Source organism: Streptomyces sp. Go-475, assembly GCF_003330845.1.
Taxonomy (GTDB): domain Bacteria; phylum Actinomycetota; class Actinomycetes; order Streptomycetales; family Streptomycetaceae; genus Streptomyces.
Map to the genome: position 1 here is coordinate 5,885,578 of NZ_CP026121.1, position 15,395 is coordinate 5,900,972.

Genomic DNA, 15,395 nt, shown 5'->3' on the forward strand with positions numbered 1-15,395 from the left:
GGGGTAAGCGCACCAGGGTGCACAGCCACTCGTGCAACCATCGTCGCTACCCGGAAGTCCCCACTCATATGCGCGCATCGCTAGGGTGTGGGGCTGTGATGGCCAGCGAGACCTGTGGGGAAGCCCGTGCGTGAATACCTGCTGACGCTCTGCATCACGGCCGCGGTGACGTATCTGCTGACAGGGCCGGTACGGAAGTTCGCGATCGTGGCCGGAGCGATGCCGGAGATCCGGGCACGTGACGTGCACCGGGAGCCCACTCCGCGACTCGGCGGGATCGCGATGTTCTTCGGCCTGTGCGCGGGCCTGCTGGTCGCCGACCACCTCACCAACCTCAACCAGGTCTTCGAGACCTCCAACGAACCCCGGGCGCTGCTGTCCGGAGCGGCCCTGATCTGGCTGATCGGCGTCCTGGACGACAAGTTCGAGATCGACGCCCTGATCAAGCTGGGCGGCCAGATGATCGCCGCGGGCGTGATGGTCGTGCAGGGTCTGACGATCCTGTGGCTGCCGATCCCGGGCGTCGGCTCGGTCGCGCTCACCCAGTGGCAGGGCACCCTGCTGACGGTCGCGCTGGTCGTCATCACCATCAACGCGGTCAACTTCGTCGACGGCCTGGACGGCCTCGCGGCCGGCATGGTCTGCATCGCCGCCACCGCGTTCTTCCTGTACGCCTACCGCATCTGGTACTCGTACGGCATCGAGGCCGCCGCCCCCGCCACCCTCTTCTCGGCGATCCTGATGGGCATGTGCCTGGGCTTCCTGCCGCACAACATGCACCCGGCGCGGATCTTCATGGGCGACTCGGGCTCGATGCTGATCGGCCTGGTCCTGGCCGCCGGCGCGATCTCCGTCACCGGCCAGGTCGACCCGGACGCGCTCAACCTGTACGTCGGGTCCGAGAAGGAGGCCGTGCACCAGACGGTCCCCGTCTACATCCCGCTGCTGCTGCCGTTGACGATCATCGCGGTGCCGGCCGCCGACCTGATCCTGGCGATCGTGCGCCGCACTTGGCGCGGCCAGTCCCCGTTCGCCGCCGACCGCGGCCACCTGCACCACCGGCTCCTGGAGATCGGCCACTCGCACAGCCGCGCGGTGCTGATCATGTACTTCTGGTCGGCGCTGATCGCCTTCGGCGCGCTCGCCTACTCGGTCAACTCGGCGTCCATGTGGATCGTGCTCGGCGTCGTGTTCCTCAGCGCGATCGGCCTGGTCCTGCTCCTGCTGCCGCGCTTCACGCCCCGCACCCCGCGCTGGATGGAGCGCTTCGTGCCGCCGCGCTACCGCCGCCGCGGGATCCCGGCCCTGGCGCCGGATGCCTCGACGCCGGCGTCCGCCGCCGAGCAGCCCGCCGCGGTGGGGCCGGAGAGCCGCCCGCCCGTGGTCTCCGGGGTCTCCGGTGTCAACGGGGCGACCGCCATCGGCCCCCGTTCGCGGCTGGCCGACCGGCGCAAGGCCGGGACAAGGTAAGAATCTGACTAGAGCATTGCCAAGTCGTGGGGTGGTGATGGGGGTGCGAAGCGCCCCAATACCAGACATGTCGGCGGCGTTCGCGCTCAGACGCGCAGGTTCACTCTCATGTGTGACTGTCCGCACACCCCCAGGTAAAGACTGCATCAAATAGTTTGTGATACGGTTCACGAGAACCCCCCGGATAGAGCCGAAGGACCGCAATGAGACGGTCCATTGGCGTGAGGTCTCCACTCAGCCCGGGACTACGCTCGTCCATGACGACACCCCTGCCCCCTGCGAAAGCGGAGTTGCCGCCATGCCGTCCAATGACGCCCGGAACCTTCTGCAGTGCGCTGTGCCCACAGCCGCTGCCGGTGTGGTCGCGGCCGCCGTCAGTGGCGTGGTGGCCGGAGGCAAGGGAGCCGTCGGCGCCGCCGTCGGTGCGCTGCTGGCCATCCTCTTCATGGGGGTCGGTCTGTACGTTCTCCAGTGGACGGCAAAAACGCTCCCGCAGTTGTTCCAGGCCATGGGGCTGATGCTCTATGTCGCCCAGCTGCTGCTTCTTCTGATCTTCGTCGCCCTCTTCAAGGACACCTCTCTCTTCAACGCGAAGACGTTCGCCATCGGGCTCGTCGTCGCGACCGTCGTGTGGATGGCTGCGCAGGCTCGTGCGCACATGAAGGCCAAGATCTTCTACATCGACCCGGACTCCGAGAAGAGCGAGAAGCCCGAGAAGACCGGGTCGTCGTCGTGACGAGTAGGGGCGCGATAAAGAGCATTGGGAACTCCTGCTATCGTCCGGTGCCAACTGCGGCATCGCGGGCGCGGGCATCTGAGCTGACGCCTGCTCGAACGCGAGGCTCGATGCCCCCCAGCCGCCCTCACATCCGTAACACCAGTCCGGTGCCGATCCGCGGCTGCGCGCCGCGCCGACACAACGAGGTTGCCGTACCTATGCGTCACACCGAAGGAGCCCGCGGTGAGTGCTGACCAGACCCAGCTCGCCTTCGACTGGAGCTGTCGGATCATGTCCGACGGGTGTGGTTTTCCGGCACCGGGCCTGCACTCGTTCCTCTTCAAGCCGATCGCCACGGTCGGGGGGTACGAGTTCAACAAGGTGATGCTGCTCGCCATCATCACCACCATCCTCGTCATCGGCTTCTTCTGGGCGGCCTTCGGCAAGGCGAAGGTGGTGCCGGGCAAGCTGCAGATGGTCGGTGAGGCCGGATACGACTTCGTCCGCCGCGGCATCGTCTACGAGACCCTCGGCAAGAAGGAGGGGGAGAAGTACGTCCCCCTGATGGTCTCGCTGTTCTTCTTCATCTGGATCATGAACATCTGGTCCGTGATCCCGCTGGCGCAGTTCCCGGTGTCGTCGGTCATCGCCTACCCGGCCGTCCTCGCCGCGGTCGTCTACGTGACCTGGGTCTCGCTGACCTTCAAGCGGCACGGCTTCGTCGGGTTCTTCAAGAACATCACCGGCTACGACAAGTCGCTCGGCCCGGTGCTGCCGCTCGTGATGGTCATCGAGTTCTTCTCGAACCTCCTCGTCCGGCCGTTCACGCACGCGGTGCGACTGTTCGCGAACATGTTCGCCGGTCACCTGATGTTGGTCATGTTCACCGTCGCCTCGTGGTACCTGCTCAACAGCTGGATGATCCCGGCGGCCGGTATCTCCTTCGTGATGACCATGGCCATGATCGTCTTCGAGCTTTTCGTGCAGGCCGTCCAGGCGTACGTCTTCGTGCTCCTCGCCTGCACGTACATCCAGGGCGCTCTGGCCGAGCACCACTGAGCCCCTCCGCCCCCGCAAATCCCAAGAACGTCCGGTGGCCAACCCCCGCCGGTCCGTGAAAGAGAAGGAAGATTCAGCATGGCTGCCACTGAGACCCTCGCCGCTGTCTCCGGTTCGCTCGGCTCCATCGGCTACGGCCTCTCCGCCATCGGCCCCGGCATCGGCGTCGGCATCATCTTCGGCAACGGCACCCAGGCCCTCGCCCGTCAGCCCGAGGCCGCCGGCCTGATCCGTGCCAACCAGATCCTGGGCTTCGCCTTCTGTGAGGCGCTCGCCCTCATCGGCATCGTTATGCCGTTCGTGTTCGGTCAGTAATTTCCTGCTCACCGACACGTTTCGACGAAAGGCACTGATGTGATCGCCAACCTGGTGCGAGCTGGCGGCCGAGGAAGAGCAGAACCCGCTCGTTCCTCCGGGCCCCGAGCTGCTCGTCGGCACCATCGCCTTCGCCATCGTGTTCTTCTTCTTCTGGAAGAAGCTGCTTCCGAACATCAACAAGGTTCTGGAGGAGCGCCGCGCGGCGATCGAAGGCGGTATCGAAGAGGCCGAGACCATGAAGGTCGAGGCCCAGAGCGTCCTTGAGCAGTACAAGGCACAGCTCGCCGAGGCCCGGCACGAGGCCGCGCGTCTGCGCCAGGAGGCGCAGGAGCAGGGTGCCGCCCTCATCGCCGAGATGCGGGCCGAGGGCCAGCGGCAGCGCGAGGAGATCGTCGCCGCCGGTCACGCCCAGATCGAGGCCGACCGCAAGGCCGCCGCGTCCGCGCTGCGCCAGGACGTCGGCAAGCTCGCCACCGACCTGGCCGGCAAGCTCGTCGGCGAGTCCCTCGAGGACCACGCCCGCCAGAGCCGCGTCATCGACCGGTTCCTCGACGAGCTCGAGGAGAAGGCCGAGGCCGGCCGATGAACGGAGCGAGCCGCGAGGCCCTGGCAGCCGCACGTGAGCGTCTCGACGCGCTGACGGACTCCACGTCCGTGGACGCCGGCTCGCTCGCCGACGAGCTGGCCGCCGTCACCGCGCTGCTCGACCGCGAGGTGTCGCTGCGTCGGGTCCTCACCGACCCGGCGCAGGCCGGTCAGGCCAAGGCCGAGCTGGCCCAGCGCCTGCTCGGAACCCAGGTCAGCGGCCCGGCCGCCGACCTGGTGGCCGGCATGGTGCGCTCCCGCTGGTCGCACTCGCGCGACCTGGTGGACGCGATCGAGGAGCTGGCGAACACCGCCGACCTCACCGCCGCGCAGCAGGCGGGCAAGCTCGACGACGTCGAGGACGAGCTGTTCCGGTTCGGCCGGATCGTCTCCGGCAGCACCGAGCTGCGCGCCGCGCTGACCGACCGCAAGGCCACCGCCTCGGCCAAGGGCGAGCTGCTGCGCAGCCTGCTCGGGGGCAGGGCACAGCCGGCCACCGAGCGTCTGGTGACGCGCCTTGTGACCGCGCCGCGGGGACGTAGCCTGGAGTCGGGACTGGAGTCCCTGTCCAAGCTCGCCGCCGAGCGCCGGGACCGCATGGTGGCCATCGTCACCTCGGCGGTGCCGCTGAGCGACCCGCAGAAGCAGCGCCTGGGCGCCGCCCTCGCGAAGCTCTACGGCCGCACGATGCACCTCAACCTGGACGTGGACCCCGAGGTCCTCGGCGGCATCCGGGTGCAGGTCGGCGACGAGGTCATCAACGGCTCCCTCGCGGACCGCATCGAGGACGCCAGCCGCCGGCTCGCCGGCTGAGCAGCAACTCAATAGGCAGTACGTACTGACGACGGCCCTGGTTGGGCCGTGCAGAAGAATCCTGGGGGTCGCCCCCAGACCCCCTAAGAAACTTCGGGCCCAACAAGGAGAGCAGGGAACCCAGATGGCGGAGCTCACGATCCGGCCGGAGGAGATCCGGGACGCACTGGAGAACTTCGTCCAGGCGTACAAGCCGGACGCGGCCTCGCGCGAGGAGGTCGGTACGGTCACCTTTGCCGGCGACGGCATCGCGAAGGTCGAGGGCCTGCCCTCGACCATGGCCAACGAGCTGCTGAAGTTCGAGGACGGCACCCTCGGCCTCGCCCTCAACCTCGAGGAGCGCGAGATCGGTGCCATCGTCCTCGGCGAGTTCAGCGGCATCGAGGAGGGGCAGCCGGTCAGCCGTACCGGCGAGGTCCTGTCCGTCGCGGTCGGCGAGGGCTACCTCGGCCGCGTGGTCGACCCCCTCGGCAACCCGATCGACGGCCTCGGCGAGATCGAGACCGACAGCCGTCGCGCCCTGGAGCTGCAGGCCCCGGGCGTCATGGTCCGCAAGTCGGTGCACGAGCCGATGGAGACGGGCTACAAGGCCGTCGACGCGATGACCCCGATCGGCCGTGGTCAGCGTCAGCTGATCATCGGCGACCGCCAGACCGGCAAGACCGCCCTGGCCGTCGACACGATCATCAACCAGCGTGACAACTGGCGCTCGGGCGACCCGAAGAAGCAGGTCCGCTGCATCTACGTCGCCATCGGCCAGAAGGGCTCCACCATCGCCGGCGTGCGCGGCGCTCTGGAGGAGGCCGGCGCGCTGGAGTACACGACCATCGTCGCCGCCCCGGCGTCCGACCCGGCGGGCTTCAAGTACCTGGCCCCCTACACCGGTTCGGCCATCGGCCAGCACTGGATGTACCAGGGCAAGCACGTCCTGATCGTCTTCGACGACCTGTCGAAGCAGGCCGACGCCTACCGCGCCGTGTCGCTGCTGCTGCGCCGTCCGCCGGGCCGTGAGGCCTACCCGGGTGACGTCTTCTACCTGCACTCCCGGCTGCTGGAGCGCTGCGCCAAGCTCTCCGACGAGATGGGCGCCGGCTCGATGACCGGTCTGCCGATCGTCGAGACCAAGGCCAACGACGTGTCGGCGTTCATCCCGACCAACGTCATCTCCATCACCGACGGCCAGTGCTTCCTGGAGTCGGACCTGTTCAACGCCGGTCAGCGCCCCGCGCTGAACGTCGGTATCTCCGTCTCCCGAGTCGGTGGTTCCGCCCAGCACAAGGCGATCCGCCAGGTGTCCGGCCGTCTGCGTGTGGACCTCGCCCAGTTCCGTGAGCTGGAGGCGTTCGCCGCCTTCGGTTCCGACCTGGACGCCGCGTCCAAGGCGCAGCTGGAGCGTGGTCAGCGCATGGTCGAGCTGCTGAAGCAGCCGCAGTACCAGCCGATGTCCACCGAGGACCAGGTCGTCTCCATCTGGGCCGGCACCACCGGCAAGATGGACGACGTCCCCGTCGCCGACATCCGCCGCTTCGAGAAGGAGCTGCTGGACTACCTGCACCGCAAGGAGCAGGGCCTGCTGACCTCCATCCGCGAGGGCGGCAAGATGTCCGACGACACCCTCCAGGCCATGGCCGACGCCATCGCGGAGTTCAAGAAGCAGTTCGAGACCTCCGACGGCAAGCTGCTCGGCGAGGACGCTCCGGCTGCGGGCAAGTGACGACGGAAGGGACCTGACTCATGGGAGCCCAGCTCCGGGTCTACAAGCGTCGCATCAAAACCGTCTCCGCGACCAAGAAGATCACGAAGGCGATGGAGATGATCGCCGCCTCGCGCGTCGTCAAGGCGCAGCGCAAGGTGGCGGCCTCCACGCCGTACGCGACCGAGCTCACCCGCGCGGTCACGGCGGTCGCGACCGGCTCGAACACCAAGCACCCGCTGACGACGGAGGCGGAGAACCCGACCCGCGCCGCGGTCCTGCTCCTCACGAGCGACCGTGGTCTGGCCGGCGCCTTCAACTCCAACGCCATCAAGGCCGCCGAGAAGCTCACGGCGCAGCTCGAGGCCGAGGGCAAGGAGGTCGACAGCTACATCGTCGGCCGCCGCGGTGTCGCCCACTACAACTTCCGCGAGCGCAAGATCGCGGAGTCGTTCACGGGCTTCACCGACGACCCGTCGTACGCGGACGCCAAGAAGGTCGCGGCTCCGCTGATCGAGGCCATCGAGACGGAGACGGCCGAGGGCGGCGTGGACGAGCTCCACATCGTCTACACCGAGTTCGTGTCGATGATGACGCAGACGGCCATCGAGGCCCGGCTGCTGCCGCTCAGCCTCGACGAGGTCGCGGCGGAGGCGAAGCCCAAGGGCGAGCTCCTCCCGCTGTTCGACTTCGAGCCCTCGGCGGAGGACGTCCTGGACGCCCTGCTGCCGCGCTACGTGGAGAGCCGCATCTACAACGCGCTGCTCCAGTCGGCCGCCTCCAAGCACGCCGCCACGCGGCGCGCGATGAAGTCGGCGACCGACAACGCCGGAGAGCTCATCGAGACCCTCACCCGGCTTGCCAACCAGGCCCGCCAGGCCGAAATCACCCAGGAAATCAGCGAGATCGTCGGTGGCGCCAGCGCCCTGGCCGACGCGACCGCGGGGAGTGACTGACAAATGACCACCACTGTTGAGACGGCCACGGCGACGGGCCGCGTCGCGCGGGTCATCGGCCCGGTCGTCGACGTGGAGTTCCCCGTCGACGCGATGCCGGAGATCTACAACGCCCTTCACGTCGAGGTCTCCGACCCGGCGCTCGCGGGCGAGAAGAAGACGCTGACCCTGGAGGTCGCCCAGCACCTGGGTGACGGCCTGGTCCGCGCGATCTCCATGCAGCCCACCGACGGCCTGGTCCGCCAGGCCCCGGTGACCGACACCGGTGCGGGCATCACCGTCCCGGTCGGCGACTTCACCAAGGGCAAGGTGTTCAACACCCTCGGTGAGGTGCTGAACAGCGACGAGACCCACGAGGGCGAGCGCTGGTCCATCCACCGCAAGGCCCCCGCGTTCGACCAGCTCGAGTCGAAGACCGAGATGTTCGAGACGGGCCTGAAGGTCGTCGACCTCCTCACCCCGTACGTCAAGGGCGGCAAGATCGGTCTGTTCGGTGGTGCCGGTGTCGGCAAGACCGTGCTGATCCAGGAAATGATCATGCGTGTCGCCAACCTCCACGAGGGCGTCTCCGTCTTCGCGGGTGTCGGCGAGCGCACCCGTGAGGGCAACGACCTCATCCAGGAGATGGAGGAGTCCGGCGTCCTCGACAAGACCGCGCTGGTCTTCGGTCAGATGGACGAGCCCCCGGGCACCCGTCTGCGCGTGGCCCTGGCCGGCCTGACGATGGCGGAGTACTTCCGCGACGTCCAGAAGCAGGACGTGCTGTTCTTCATCGACAACATCTTCCGCTTCACCCAGGCCGGTTCCGAGGTGTCGACCCTGCTCGGCCGTATGCCCTCCGCGGTGGGCTACCAGCCGAACCTGGCCGACGAGATGGGCATCCTCCAGGAGCGCATCACCTCGACCCGTGGTCACTCGATCACCTCGATGCAGGCGATCTACGTCCCCGCGGACGACCTGACCGACCCGGCCCCGGCCACCACCTTCGCCCACCTCGACGCGACGACGGTGCTCTCCCGTCCGATCTCCGAGAAGGGCATCTACCCGGCCGTGGACCCGCTGGACTCGACGTCCCGGATCCTCGACCCGCGGTACATCTCGGCGGACCACTACAACGCCGCGATGCGCGTGAAGAACATCCTGCAGAAGTACAAGGACCTGCAGGACATCATCGCGATCCTCGGTATCGACGAGCTCGGCGAGGAGGACAAGCTCGTCGTCCACCGGGCCCGTCGCGTGGAGCGCTTCCTGTCCCAGAACACCCACGCCGCCAAGCAGTTCACCGGCGTGGACGGTTCGGACGTGCCGCTGGACGAGTCGATCGCCGCGTTCAACGCGATCTGCGACGGCGAGTACGACCACTTCCCGGAGCAGGCGTTCTTCATGTGCGGTGGTCTCGAGGACCTGAAGAAGAACGCGAAGGAGCTGGGCGTCTCCTGACCCCGGTGTTCTTGAGGAGGGGGCGGGCGCGTCCCGCCCCCTCTCTCACGCCTACTAGACTTGTAACCCACACCCGGCACTCCCGCCGGGTGGTGACCCGAGGAGCCACCCTTGGCTGCTGAGCTGCACGTCGCGCTGGTCGCGGCCGACCGTGAGGTCTGGTCCGGCCAGGCCACCCTGGTCGTCGCGCGCACCACGTCCGGCGACATCGGCGTCATGCCCGGTCACCAGCCGCTGCTCGGTGTGCTGGAGTCGGGCCCGGTGACCATCCGCACCAGCGAGGGCGGGACGGTCGTCGCCGCGGTGCACGGCGGATTCATCTCGTTCGCCGACGACAAGCTCTCCCTGCTGGCCGAAGTCGCCGAGCTGTCGGACGAGATCGACGTCCAGCGCGCGGAGCAGGAGCTGGAGCGCGCGAAGGCGGAGGACGACGCGGAGGCCCAGCGCCGCGCGGACGTCCGGCTGCGGGCTGCGACGGCGGCCCGCTGACCCCGTCAGCCGTGTGATGACGTCACTCAGCCGCGGCTGGGTACCGGAGTAATCCGGACCCAGCCGCGGCTGAGGTGGATGTGGGTGTTTTTTACGTTCCGTTACCTAGGAGACGAGGAGGTCGGTGTCGATGGTCCTCGCTCTGACTGTGTGCGGAATTGTCGTGGCCCTCGTGGTGGTGGGACTGTTCGTCTTCGGTCTGCGCCGCCGGCTCATCCAGCGCTCGGGCGGCACCTTCGACGCCAGCCTGCGCTGGGACGCGCCCGAGGACGGCGACCCGAACGGCAAGGGCTGGGCGTACGGGGTGGCCCGGTACAACGGCGACCGCGTCGAGTGGTACCGCGTCTTCTCGTACTCGCCGCGGCCCCGCCGCATCCTGGAGCGTTCCGCGATCGAGGTGGCCGGCCGCCGGGTCCCGGAGGGTGAGGAGGAGCTGGCGCTCCTCTCCGACCATGTGATCCTGGCCTGTCTGCACCGGGGCACGCGTCTTGAACTCGCGATGAGCGAAGACGCGCTGACCGGTTTCCTCGCGTGGCTCGAGGCGGCCCCGCCCGGTCAGCGCGTCAACGTGGCGTAATCCGCCGAATCCTCTTACGACAGGCCGTTGTGGATGGCGGTCGCCAGCTCGCCGTTGGCGGTGTCGCCGCTGAACTCCCAGAAGAACGCGCCGCCCAGGCCCTGGTTCCTGGCCCAGCTCATCTTGCCCGCGATGGTCGCCGGGGTGTCGTACGACCACCAGTTGCTGCCGCAGTGGGCGTACGCCGTGCCCGCGATGGTGCCGGTGACGGGGCAGGAGTTCTTGAGGACCTTGTAGTCCTCGATGCCCGCCTCGTAGGTGCCGGGAGCCGCGCCGGTCGCCGAGCCGCCCGGGGCGGACTGGGTGACGCCGGTCCAGCCGCGGCCGTAGAAGCCGATGCCGAGCAGCAGCTTCCTGGCGGGGACGCCCTTCGCCTTGAGCTTGGCGATGGCGTCGGCCGAGTTGAAGCCGGCCTGCGGGATGCCGGGGTACGAGGTGAGCGGGGAGTGCGGGGCCGTCGGGCCGTCCTTGTCGAAGGCGCCGAAGTAGTCGTAGGTCATCACGTTGTACCAGTCGAGGTACTGGGCGGCGCCGCCGTAGTCGGCCGCGTCGATCTTGCCGCCGGAGGAGCCGTCGGCGGTGATGGCCGCGGTGACCAGGTAGTCCGGGCCGAACTCGGCCCGCAGGGCCTGGGAGAGGTTCCTGAAGGCCGCCGGACCGGAGGTGTCGCAGGTCAGGCCGCAGGCGTTCGGGTACTCCCAGTCGATGTCGATGCCGTCGAAGACGTCGGCCCAGCGCGGGTCCTCCACGACGGCCTTGCAGGACTTGGCGAACGCGGCCGCGTTCTGCGCGGCCTGGCCGAAGCCGCCCGAGTAGGTCCAGCCGCCGAAGGAGTACAGCACCTTGATGTGCGGGTACTTCGCCTTCAGCTGGCGCAGCTGGTTGAAGTTGCCGCGCAGCGGCTGGTCCCAGGTGTCGGCGGTGCCGGAGACGGACTGGTCGGCGGTGTAGGCCTTGTCGTAGGCGGCGTAGGTGTCGTCGACGGTGCACTGGCCGTTCTTGACGTTGCCGAACGCGTAGTTGATGTGGGTGATCTTCGACGCGGTGCCCGACGTCACGAGGTTCTTGACGTGGTAGTTGCGGCCGTAGACGCCCCACTCGGTGAAGTAGCCGAGCTTGATCTTGTCGCCGGTGGGCGGGGGCTCGGTGGTGCCGCCCGTGGTGCGGACGCGGACGGAGCCGCTCACCGGGCCGGTCTGGTCGGCGGTGTCACGCGCCTGCACGGAGTAGGAGTAGTCCGTGCCCTTGGTCAGGCCGGTGTCCGTGTACGAGGTCGTCGTCACGGTGGCGACCTTGGCGCCGTCGCGCAGGACGTCGTAGTTCTTGACGCCCTTGTCGTCGGTGGCGGCGGACCAGGTCAGCTTCACCGACGTGTCGGTGATGCCGGAGGCGGTCGGGGTGCCGGGGGTGCTCGGGGCGCTGTCGCCGGGCTCGGTGGTGCCGCCGTCGCAGCTGCCGCCGTTGAGCTTGCAGTTGGCGGGGGAGCCGGAGCCGGAGCCGTTGAAGCCGAAGGTGACGGAGGCCCCGGGGGCGAGGGTGCCGTTCCAGGACTTGTTCTTCGCGGTCCAGTGGGAGCCGGAGGAGGTGACGTCGGCGTCCCAGGCGGAGGTGACCGAGGTGCCGGAGGGGAAGTCCCACTCGACGGTCCAGGAGCTGATGGTGGTGGTGCCGGTGTTCTTCACCGTCCACTTGCCCTCGAAGCCGGAGCCCCAGTCCTGGGTCTTGGCGTAGGAAGCGGTGGCGGACGTCGCGGCCTGGGCCGGGCTCGCCAGGCCGACGAGGCCGGCCAGCGGGAGCAACAGGGTCGCGAACCCTGCCGCGGCTCTGTGTCTGAAGCGCATGCTGCGCCTCCTCGATGGAGTTGTGGGGGGCGTGACTGAGCCTCACGCCACACATGGTGCGGTGAGAATAGGAAGGTCTGGACCACCGGTCAATAGGTCTGGACCACTACGCCCCACTCCCGTCAGATCCCCAACTCCTGCGCCAGCACCGCCGCTTGCACCCGGCTACGCAGCTCCAGCTTCGCCAGCAGGCGGCTGACGTGGGTCTTCACGGTCGCCTCGGCCATCTCCAGCCGCTCGGCGATGCCCGCGTTGGACAGGCCCTCGCCCAGGCAGGACAGCACCTCGCGCTCGCGCCGGGTCAGCCGGTCCAGCACGGCCGGGTCGGCCGCGGGCTCCCGCGCGGGCTTCGCGGCGAACTCCGCGATCAGCCGCCGGGTGACGGCCGGGGCGATCAGCCCCTCCCCGCGCGCCACCGTCCGCACCGCCTCCAGCAGCTCCCTCGCCTCGGTGTTCTTGAGCAGGAAACCGGACGCGCCCGCCCGCAGCGCCCCGAAGACGTACTCGTCGAGATCGAAGGTGGTCAGCACGAGCACGTCCGCGAGCCGTTCCGCGACGACCTGCCGGGTCGCCGACACCCCGTCCAGACGCGGCATCTGAATGTCCATCAGCACCAGGTCGGGCCGCAGCTCGCGGGCCAGCGCCACCGCCTGCTCACCGTCCGCCGCCTCGCCGACCACCTCGATGTCGGGCGCGCTGCGCAGGATGAGGACCAGGCCGGCGCGGACGGCGGACTGGTCCTCGGCGACCAGGACGCGGATCATTCGGGTTCTCCTTCGGTCACGGGCAGGGTCGCGCGTACGGCCCAGATCTTGCCGTCCGGCGAGTCCTCGGGGCCGGCCTCGAACGTGCCGTCCAGCAGCGCGGCACGTTCCCGCATGCCGACCAGACCGGCGCCGGAGCCGGGGGCGGTGGGCCCGTCCCGGTCACCGTAAGGGCTGGTCACCGACACGGTCAGCAGCCCGTCCCGCTGGGCGACGGACACGGCGACCCGGCCGGGACCGGCATGCTTGAGGGCGTTGGTCAGGGACTCCTGGACGATGCGGTAGGCGGCGAGTTCCACGGGCGCCGGGACCGCGGCCTGCTCGGCGTCCAGGGTGACGTCGAGGCCGTTGGCGCGCGCGCCCTCGACCAGGGCGCCGAGTCCGTCCAGGGTGGGCGCCGCGACCGGCTCGGTGTCGCCGCTGGAGTCGCGCAGGATGCCGATCAGCCGCCGCATCTCCGCGAGCCCCTCCACGCTGTTCTCACGGATGACCACCAGGGCCTCCCGGGAGGTCTTCGGGTCGTCCAGGGAGAGCGCGGCCGTGGAGTGGATGGCGATCGCGGAGAGGTGGTTGGCGACCATGTCGTGCAGTTCGCGGGCCATCCGGGCCCGCTCGGCGGTGACGGCCTGGGTGCGGTCCATCTCGGCCAGCAGCGCGGTCTGCTCCGCGCGCAGCCGGGCCGCCTCGGCGGCGTCGCGATGGTTGCGGACGATCAGGCCGGTCGCGGCGGGCCCGAAGGTGACCAGGCCGGTGACCACGCCGATGAGCAGCGCTTCGGGCTCGCGCCACACCGCGAACGGCACCACGGCCCCGGCCACCGTGAGCAGCCCGGTGATCCTCGGGATGCGGTGGGCCGAGGCTGGCGGCCCGTACAGGACGGCCGCGTACATCAGGTCCGTGTACATCAGGATCGTGACCAGGCTGCCCTGGGTGAGCAGGTCCAGCACCAGCGCGGGCGTGCCGATCAGCAGAGCGGCGCGGGGGGCGCTGCGGCGCAGCAGCTCGCAGCCCGCCATGACGACCAGCGGCAGCAGCAGGGGCCAGCGCCCGGGCAGCAGCACGTACGGCTCGGTGTGCGGGCGGGTGGCCAGGCCGACGCCCCACAGGAGCAGCCCGCCGAGCAGACCGCCCAGCGCGACGGAGACGTCGAAGCGGCTTGGGCGGGGGAGCGGTACGGCCATGGCACCATCCAACACGGCCGTCGCGCCCCGCGCCTGATTCCCGCGACGGGTCCTGGACTGCATCTTTCGATGTACCGAGGGTTCGTCAGTCACGACGACGATTCCGGCCGCGCCGCCCGGGAGCCTGGAAGGGTGACCGAGAGGAGCGAACCGTGATCGTAGCCTTGATCGCCGCCTGTGAGATCGGCTTCTGGGTGCTGCTGGCCGCCGGACTGGCCTTCCGCTACCTGCTGCGCATGCCGCGCACGGGGCTGGCGCTGCTGCTGTGCGAGCCGCTGCTGGAGGTCGTCCTGCTGGTCGCCACCGCGCTGGACCTGAAGAACGGCGCGGACCCGAACTGGACGCACGGGCTGGCGGCGCTGTACATCGGCTACACCGTCGGTCACGGCCACCGCACCGTGAAGTGGCTCGACGGGCACGCCGCCCACCGCTTCGGCGGGGCCCCGCCGCCCCGGAAGCCGCCGCAGTACGGCATGCCCCGGGCCCGCCACGAGGGCAAGGTCTGGATGGGCACGGTGGTGGGCGCCGCCGTCGCGACCGGGCTCCTCCAGCTCGCGATCTGGTACGTGGACGACCCGAGCCGCGTGACGTCCCTGGAGAGCTGGCGCTATGTGGCCTGGCGCGCGGCCGGGATCCACGGACTGGTCGCGCTGAGTTATCTGATCTGGCCGCGAAAGGCCCCCGCTGGGGAGTCCGAGGTGGCGTTCGAGAAGGAGAAGGTGCACCGATGAGCAAGGCGCGCGGGAACCTGGTGGAAGGTGCCGTCACCTTCGTGATCGGCCTCGGACTGTGGCTGTTCACCGGTGACGTCGAGATCCCCGTCTTCACCCTCACGAAGGTGGGCGTGGTGCTGATGTGCGTCGGCGGTGTGCTGGCCGCCACCGGGCTGTGGCAGGGGGCGCGGCGAAAGGCCTAGCGCTCCCCGCCCGGCACCCACAGCACGTCTCCGGCCTCCTTGTTCGCCGTCCTCGCCAGGATGAACAGGAGGTCGGAGAGGCGGTTGAGGTAGGTGGCCGTGAGGGGGTTCATCGTCTCGCCGTGGGCCTCCAGGGCCGCCCACGTCGAGCGTTCCGCCCGGCGTACGACCGTGCAGGCCTGGTGGAGCAGGGCCGCGCCCGGCGTGCCGCCCGGGAGGATGAAGGAGCGGAGCTTCTCCAACTGCTCGTTGAAGCGGTCGCAGTCCGCCTCCAGCCGGTCGATGTAGAACTGCTCGACCCGCAGCGGCGGGAACTCCGGGTTCTCCACCACCGGCGTCGACAGGTCCGCGCCCACGTCGAACAGGTCGTTCTGGACGCGGGTGAGGACCTTGACGATCTCCTCGTCCAGGCGGCCGAGGGCGATCGCCGTGCCGATCACCGCGTTCGCCTCGTTGGCGTCGGCGTACGCGGCGATCCGCAGGTCGGTCTTGGCGACCCGGCTCATGTCACCGAGGGCGGTCGTGCCCTGGTCGCCGGTCCTGGTGTAGATGCGCGTCAGATTGACCATGCGGCC

At 69.2% G+C, this 15,395-nt stretch carries 17 protein-coding genes; 13 read left to right on the forward strand and 4 right to left on the reverse strand.

Annotated elements, in window-relative coordinates; genetic code table 11:
- Positions 1-126 precede the first annotated feature (126 nt).
- The 11 genes from C1703_RS27270 (at position 127) to C1703_RS27320 (ending at position 10,118) form a co-directional block, all read left to right on the forward strand.
- Positions 127-1,470: an MraY family glycosyltransferase gene (locus C1703_RS27270; protein ID WP_114255320.1), complete on the forward strand. Its 1,344-nt coding sequence runs from the start codon at positions 127-129 to the stop codon at positions 1,468-1,470.
- 298 nt (positions 1,471-1,768) lie between these two features.
- Positions 1,769-2,206: a hypothetical protein gene (locus tag C1703_RS27275; protein ID WP_037765453.1), complete on the forward strand. Its 438-nt coding sequence runs from the start codon at positions 1,769-1,771 to the stop codon at positions 2,204-2,206.
- A 273-nt stretch (positions 2,207-2,479) separates the two neighbouring features.
- Positions 2,480-3,247, forward strand: coding sequence for a F0F1 ATP synthase subunit A (gene atpB / locus C1703_RS27280; protein WP_031117487.1), 768 nt, complete (start codon positions 2,480-2,482; stop codon positions 3,245-3,247).
- A gap of 78 nt (positions 3,248-3,325) precedes the next feature.
- Positions 3,326-3,562 (forward strand): ATP synthase subunit C, encoded by a 237-nt coding sequence (locus tag C1703_RS27285; protein ID WP_010040161.1) that lies wholly within the window; start codon positions 3,326-3,328, stop codon positions 3,560-3,562.
- A 61-nt stretch (positions 3,563-3,623) separates the two neighbouring features.
- Positions 3,624-4,151, forward strand: coding sequence for a F0F1 ATP synthase subunit B (locus C1703_RS27290; RefSeq protein WP_114255321.1), 528 nt, complete (start codon positions 3,624-3,626; stop codon positions 4,149-4,151).
- Positions 4,148-4,963, forward strand: a complete 816-nt coding sequence (locus C1703_RS27295) for a F0F1 ATP synthase subunit delta (protein WP_114255322.1) — start codon at positions 4,148-4,150, stop codon at positions 4,961-4,963. The genes C1703_RS27290 and C1703_RS27295 overlap by 4 nt, the downstream gene beginning before the upstream one ends.
- A 124-nt stretch (positions 4,964-5,087) precedes the next feature.
- Positions 5,088-6,677: a F0F1 ATP synthase subunit alpha gene (gene atpA, locus C1703_RS27300; RefSeq protein ID WP_114255323.1), complete on the forward strand. Its 1,590-nt coding sequence runs from the start codon at positions 5,088-5,090 to the stop codon at positions 6,675-6,677.
- Positions 6,678-6,697: 20 nt separating this feature from the next.
- Positions 6,698-7,612, forward strand: coding sequence for a F0F1 ATP synthase subunit gamma (locus C1703_RS27305; RefSeq protein WP_114255324.1), 915 nt, complete (start codon positions 6,698-6,700; stop codon positions 7,610-7,612).
- Between the two features lie 3 nt (positions 7,613-7,615).
- Complete coding sequence (atpD, locus tag C1703_RS27310) at positions 7,616-9,052, forward strand: F0F1 ATP synthase subunit beta (protein ID WP_114255325.1); 1,437 nt, start codon at positions 7,616-7,618, stop codon at positions 9,050-9,052.
- Positions 9,053-9,163: 111 nt separating this feature from the next.
- Positions 9,164-9,541 (forward strand): F0F1 ATP synthase subunit epsilon, encoded by a 378-nt coding sequence (locus C1703_RS27315; RefSeq protein WP_033312984.1) that lies wholly within the window; start codon positions 9,164-9,166, stop codon positions 9,539-9,541.
- A 130-nt stretch (positions 9,542-9,671) separates the two neighbouring features.
- Positions 9,672-10,118, forward strand: a complete 447-nt coding sequence (locus C1703_RS27320) for a DUF2550 domain-containing protein (protein WP_114255326.1) — start codon at positions 9,672-9,674, stop codon at positions 10,116-10,118.
- Between the two features lie 14 nt (positions 10,119-10,132).
- Here the strand turns inward: C1703_RS27320 and C1703_RS27325 are convergent, their stop codons facing one another.
- The 3 genes from C1703_RS27325 to C1703_RS27335 all read right to left on the reverse strand — a co-directional run bounded on the left by C1703_RS27325 (position 10,133) and on the right by C1703_RS27335 (position 13,904).
- On the reverse strand, positions 10,133-11,959 hold the full coding sequence (locus tag C1703_RS27325) for a glycoside hydrolase family 18 chitinase (RefSeq protein WP_114255327.1): 1,827 nt from the start codon (positions 11,957-11,959) through the stop codon (positions 10,133-10,135).
- Between the two features lie 122 nt (positions 11,960-12,081).
- Positions 12,082-12,723, reverse strand: a complete 642-nt coding sequence (locus C1703_RS27330) for a response regulator transcription factor (RefSeq protein WP_114255328.1) — start codon at positions 12,721-12,723, stop codon at positions 12,082-12,084.
- On the reverse strand, positions 12,720-13,904 hold the full coding sequence (locus C1703_RS27335; protein ID WP_114255329.1) for a histidine kinase: 1,185 nt from the start codon (positions 13,902-13,904) through the stop codon (positions 12,720-12,722). Before C1703_RS27335 ends, C1703_RS27330 begins: the two co-directional genes overlap by 4 nt.
- A gap of 152 nt (positions 13,905-14,056) precedes the next feature.
- On the opposite strand from C1703_RS27335, the gene C1703_RS27340 reads away from it, so the two are divergent.
- Positions 14,057-14,635, forward strand: coding sequence for a hypothetical protein (locus C1703_RS27340; RefSeq protein WP_114255330.1), 579 nt, complete (start codon positions 14,057-14,059; stop codon positions 14,633-14,635).
- Complete coding sequence (locus C1703_RS27345; RefSeq protein WP_114255331.1) at positions 14,632-14,820, forward strand: DUF5708 family protein; 189 nt, start codon at positions 14,632-14,634, stop codon at positions 14,818-14,820. Before C1703_RS27340 ends, C1703_RS27345 begins: the two co-directional genes overlap by 4 nt.
- Here the strand turns inward: C1703_RS27345 and C1703_RS27350 are convergent.
- Positions 14,817-15,389 (reverse strand): cob(I)yrinic acid a,c-diamide adenosyltransferase, encoded by a 573-nt coding sequence (locus C1703_RS27350; RefSeq protein WP_114255332.1) that lies wholly within the window; start codon positions 15,387-15,389, stop codon positions 14,817-14,819. The two genes, C1703_RS27345 and C1703_RS27350, sit on opposite strands and share 4 nt — an antisense overlap.
- Between the last annotated feature and the right edge of the window lie 6 nt (positions 15,390-15,395).

Excerpts from the sequence above, each read along its gene's own strand:
- atpB (WP_031117487.1), top strand. The coding sequence starts at position 2,480 with ATGTCCGACGGGTGTGGTTTTCCGGCACCGGGCCTGCACTCGTTCCTC.
- atpD (WP_114255325.1), top strand. The coding sequence starts at position 7,616 with ATGACCACCACTGTTGAGACGGCCACGGCGACGGGCCGCGTCGCGCGG.
- C1703_RS27345 (WP_114255331.1), top strand. The coding sequence starts at position 14,632 with ATGAGCAAGGCGCGCGGGAACCTGGTGGAAGGTGCCGTCACCTTCGTG.
- C1703_RS27295 (WP_114255322.1), top strand. The coding sequence starts at position 4,148 with ATGAACGGAGCGAGCCGCGAGGCCCTGGCAGCCGCACGTGAGCGTCTC.
- C1703_RS27275 (WP_037765453.1), top strand. The coding sequence starts at position 1,769 with ATGCCGTCCAATGACGCCCGGAACCTTCTGCAGTGCGCTGTGCCCACA.
- C1703_RS27320 (WP_114255326.1), top strand. The coding sequence starts at position 9,672 with ATGGTCCTCGCTCTGACTGTGTGCGGAATTGTCGTGGCCCTCGTGGTG.
- atpA (WP_114255323.1), top strand. The coding sequence starts at position 5,088 with ATGGCGGAGCTCACGATCCGGCCGGAGGAGATCCGGGACGCACTGGAG.
- C1703_RS27330 (WP_114255328.1), bottom strand. The coding sequence starts at position 12,723 with ATGATCCGCGTCCTGGTCGCCGAGGACCAGTCCGCCGTCCGCGCCGGC.
- C1703_RS27285 (WP_010040161.1), top strand. The coding sequence starts at position 3,326 with ATGGCTGCCACTGAGACCCTCGCCGCTGTCTCCGGTTCGCTCGGCTCC.
- C1703_RS27350 (WP_114255332.1), bottom strand. The coding sequence starts at position 15,389 with ATGGTCAATCTGACGCGCATCTACACCAGGACCGGCGACCAGGGCACG.
- C1703_RS27335 (WP_114255329.1), bottom strand. The coding sequence starts at position 13,904 with ATGGCCGTACCGCTCCCCCGCCCAAGCCGCTTCGACGTCTCCGTCGCG.
- C1703_RS27325 (WP_114255327.1), bottom strand. The coding sequence starts at position 11,959 with ATGCGCTTCAGACACAGAGCCGCGGCAGGGTTCGCGACCCTGTTGCTC.
- C1703_RS27305 (WP_114255324.1), top strand. The coding sequence starts at position 6,698 with ATGGGAGCCCAGCTCCGGGTCTACAAGCGTCGCATCAAAACCGTCTCC.